Genomic DNA, 4164 nt, shown 5'->3' with positions numbered 1-4164 from the left:
CGGCAATATCCCCAGTGGAAGACGGCGTAGCCGGCTGGAACGGTCCCCGCTAACGGAGTTCCTGCCCGCGAAGCCAATCCGCACCAGACCCGACCTTCAATCTACCCCACTATTTTCAATTCCTGCATCCTTGCGGATGAAAATTTCATGACTTACGCTGACGGACAGCAAAACAGGCGCAACGCCGAAGTGTTGCGCCTGTTTTCAAAGGCCTTGGTTTACCAGCCCTGTGCCACCATGGCGTCGGCAACCTTCGTGAAGCCGGCGATGTTTGCGCCAGCAAGGTAGTTGCCATCTTCACCGTATTCGTTCGCAGCGGCAACGCTGTTGGCAAACAAGGTCTCCATGATGTCCTTAAGCTCGCCGTCAACGGTCGCGAAGGAATCGCTGACCCGACGGGAGTTCTGGCTCATTTCGAGTGCGGATACCGCAACACCACCAGCGTTCGCAGCTTTCGCAGGTCCGTAGAGAATATCCGCTGCCTGGTAGGCAGCAATGGCCTCTGGCGTGCTTGGCATGTTAGCCCCTTCGGCAATGGCGAAGGCGCCATTAGCAATCAGCTTAGCTGCCTGGTCACCGTTGATTTCGTTCTGAGTTGCACATGGCAATGCGACGTCATACTGCACGTCGGCGTCCCAAACACTACCTTCGTGGTAAGTTGCACTTGGCACAGCATCAACGTATTCCTTGATGCGCGCCCGGCGCACTTCCTTGATGTCCTTGAGGACGTCGAGGTTAATCCCGTTTTCATCGATGACGTAGCCGTTGGAATCAGAGGCGGAGATGGCAATGGCGCCGTTTTCTTCCGCCTTTTGGATCGCGTAGGTGGCCACGTTCCCAGCACCAGACACGAGAACTCGCTTGCCATCGAGGCTCTTGCCGTTGGCCTTGAGCATCGCGTTCGTGTAGTAGATCAAACCGTAACCAGTGGCTTCGGTCCGGGCAAGGCTCCCCCCGAAGGAGAGACCCTTACCGGTGAGGATACCGCGTTCGCTGCCGTTAAGGCGCTTGTACATGCCATAGAGGTAACCAATCTCGCGGCCACCGACCCCGATGTCACCGGCGGGCACGTCGACGTCGAGGCCAATGTGCTTCTGAAGTTCAATCATGAAACTCTGGCAGAAACGCATGATTTCGGCGTCGCTCTTGCCCTTCGGATTGAAGTCAGAACCACCCTTACCCCCACCAATTGGCAGGCCGGTCAGGCTGTTCTTGAAGATCTGTTCGAAACCGAGAAACTTGACGATGGACAAGTTCACAGATGGGTGGAAACGCAGGCCACCCTTGTACGGGCCGATGGCGGAATTGAACTGGACCCGGAAGCCCCGGTTCACCTGCATGTTACCGGCGTCATCCTGCCAAGCAACCTGGAACTGAATGGCGCGTTCTGGTTCCACCAAGCGCGCCAAAACGTTGGCCTTGATGTATTCGGGGTGCTTCTCGAAAACAGGGGTGATTGTCTTCAGAAAATTACCAACCGCTTCCTGAAATTCAGGCTGGTTGGGGTCGCGCTGCTTGAGCGTGGCCGCAACTGAATTAATGTAATCTGTTGCTTGCGTCATCGTATCACCATTCCTTTTTTTAGATGTTTTTAGATTACCACAAATTATGAGAAATTGATGCAGTTACGCTGAAAATCTATTAATTTATATACTTTAGTCACAGCTTTTATACAATTTGCACGGAATCCAAATAATTGGCTGCCCACTGACTTTTGACCAAGCAAAAGGCGCCTGGAAGCTTCACATTGGAGCTTCCAGACGCCATTGCATGACAGGTTTACTTACGGATTTCGGCCAAGCGGTCGTCAATCTGGCTAAGCACGATGTCGATGTTGCCCGCCTTCTCCAGGTCGTACTTCTGGAGGTCAATCTTCATCTTCGGGCTCACATCATATTCGTCAAACCACTGCTTGTAAGCCGTCCACATTTTGTAGTAGTAGGATTCAAGTTCAGGATTGTTTTCGAACTGTTCGTAGTCACGACCACGCTTCTTAATCCGGTAGAGGATGGTATCGAAATCAGTCTCGGCGTAAACGAGCAGGTCTGGTGCCTTCTTAGGCATCTGGGTCAGTTCGTTCATCATGTTGTCGAGCAACTTGAGGTACACGTCCAGTTCGGTGTCGGTGATATTACCCTCGGCGTTGTTCTCGCGGGTGAACAGCGCATCTTCGTAGATTGAACGGTCAAGCACGTTGTTGTCGTCAGACAGCGCCTTCTTGATCATCGCAAACCGCTTGTTCAAGAAGTAAATCTGCAGTAAGAACCCGTATTCCTTAGGATCTTTGTAGTACAAAGGAAGAACTGGGTTCTCCCCAACAGGTTCGAAGAACGCCTTCGTTCCCAAATGGTCAGCAATCTGCCCAGTCAAAGTGGTCTTGCCTACGCCAATCATGCCAGCTGTAATAATCACCATGGTGGCCCCTCTTTACGTAAAATTTTAAAATCAATGCTTATATCATACTACATCTTGTAGCCAAATTCTGGTTCTACACAAAGTTTATGTCCACTATTAAAAATCAAATAAAAGAAGTAAAAAGTCGTTTATTATGCAAAATACTGAGATTCGATACTTTAATATATAAATAATGCTCGCTTGGCTTTGAAAAGAATAAACACAGCCAGTTTACGGCTTAGTGTTACAATAGACTCGTAGCTAACTATCAAAATAAGGAGCGGTTATTTGTATAAAGCGATTGTTTTCTTTGATCTCGATGGCACATTATTACTCAACGACAAGTCACTTGCGGCGGACACAATTCGTGCGGTACAGGAACTCAGACAAAACGACATTTTACCCGTAATCGCAACAGGCCGCAACCTGTTTGAGGTGCAGTATGTTCTCGACGCGTGCGGCATCGACGCTATCGTCAGTGCTAACGGCAGTTACGTGCAGTACGCCGGCCAGATGTTGCACGCCGAATACATCCCGCAAAAGCTGATGACACGCTTCAACACTTTTGCCAAGCACCAGGGCGACCGCGTCGGCTGGTTCAACAGTCAGGCTTTCGCGCTGAACGGCCGCAGCGAATACACGGACGAGAATTTTCACTTGCTGCACCTACTGCCACACGTCGACCAAGATTGGTACCAGCAAAATCCGGTAAATTTCATGTTCGTTTTTAACTTCAATAAAGAAAAACTCTACCAGCAGCATTTTGCTGGCGAACTGACCCTGGTACGTAACAACCCGCGCGGACTCGACACCATGCTGGCGGGCGTCACCAAGAAAACAGGCATCCGGCACCTGCTGGACAAGGCCCACCTGACTGGCATTCCGACTTATGGCTTCGGCGACCAGCTGAACGATTTGCAGATGTTCGACATGGTCGACCACGCCATCTGCATGGGTAACGGCAATCCCGAGGCCATGCGCCGTGCCGAGTACGTCACTGGCTCCAACATGACCGGCGGCATCCGGCAGGGGCTGCAGCACTATGGATTAGTGCGATAGTTGTCCGTCAGCGTGAGTCCGCGCCCGCAAGGGTGCGACCTGCACTTTAAGCAGCTTTCACAACGCCGCAAGGCGGTGGGGTCGGCAACTCCGGTGGTGGTGCGCTTGGGCTGCGCTCCGGGAACTACGTCGGGCGGGGACCGCTTCAGCCCGCTGTCGCGGTCTTCCGCTGGCGGAGTTGCCGCAAGAACAGCGTCAACTCCGCGCTCCCGAGATGATTGTGTGAAGCCACGACGACAAATACGGCCGTCCTGTCTCCAAACAATCATCTTTTCGCCCAACTCCGTTCCCTGCGCTTCGCCCAAGCACACCACCACCTCCGTAGCCGACACGTTACTGAGTGGGGACAGTACGACTAACGATTACGCGACGGTTACAAGTCACATTGACCTCAATTAGAGATTGAAATCACGGTGACAGAAGGTGTTGGGTCATTGTCACTGTGTCTGCCGGTTCGTTGATGTATCACACCGCAATGATATGAAATCATCGAGTTAACGTCGTCCAGAAATAACACCACCACAGTATCGTGAATGCACTTAGGGTCTGGGGTGGATTGGCGTAGCGGGCAGGGACGGAGTTAGCGAAAATAAAATTGGCTGTGTATTCCCGACATGATTTTCGTCGGGGTTACACAGCCAATTTTATCGGGAGCGGGATATTGACGCTGGGCTTGCGGCAATATCCCCAGTGGAAGACGGCGTAGCCGGC

3 protein-coding genes are annotated in these 4164 nt (G+C 52.0%); 1 reads left to right on the top strand and 2 read right to left on the bottom strand.

Annotated elements, in window-relative coordinates; translation table 11 throughout:
- Positions 1-218 precede the first annotated feature (218 nt).
- Positions 219-1562 carry an NADP-specific glutamate dehydrogenase gene (gene gdhA, locus EKM97_RS11765; RefSeq protein ID WP_125572564.1) on the bottom strand — a complete coding sequence of 448 codons (1344 nt, stop codon included), beginning with the start codon at positions 1560-1562 and terminating at the stop codon, positions 219-221.
- 217 nt (positions 1563-1779) lie between these two features.
- Entirely contained in the window at positions 1780-2415 is a 636-nt protein-coding gene (locus EKM97_RS11760) for a deoxynucleoside kinase (RefSeq protein WP_125572563.1), read from the bottom strand.
- A 267-nt stretch (positions 2416-2682) separates the two neighbouring features.
- On the opposite strand from EKM97_RS11760, the gene EKM97_RS11755 reads away from it, so the two are divergent.
- Positions 2683-3453, top strand: a complete 771-nt coding sequence (locus tag EKM97_RS11755; RefSeq protein WP_125572562.1) for a Cof-type HAD-IIB family hydrolase — start codon at positions 2683-2685, stop codon at positions 3451-3453.
- Positions 3454-4164 lie beyond the last annotated feature (711 nt).

The organism is Lacticaseibacillus songhuajiangensis, assembly GCF_003946025.1.
In the GTDB taxonomy this organism is placed as follows: Bacteria; Bacillota; Bacilli; order Lactobacillales; family Lactobacillaceae; genus Lacticaseibacillus; species Lacticaseibacillus songhuajiangensis.
This window is presented reverse-complemented; position numbering and strand designations above follow the sequence as displayed.

Excerpts from the sequence above, each read along its gene's own strand:
- gdhA (WP_125572564.1), bottom strand. The coding sequence starts at position 1,562 with ATGACGCAAGCAACAGATTACATTAATTCAGTTGCGGCCACGCTCAAG.
- EKM97_RS11760 (WP_125572563.1), bottom strand. The coding sequence starts at position 2,415 with ATGGTGATTATTACAGCTGGCATGATTGGCGTAGGCAAGACCACTTTG.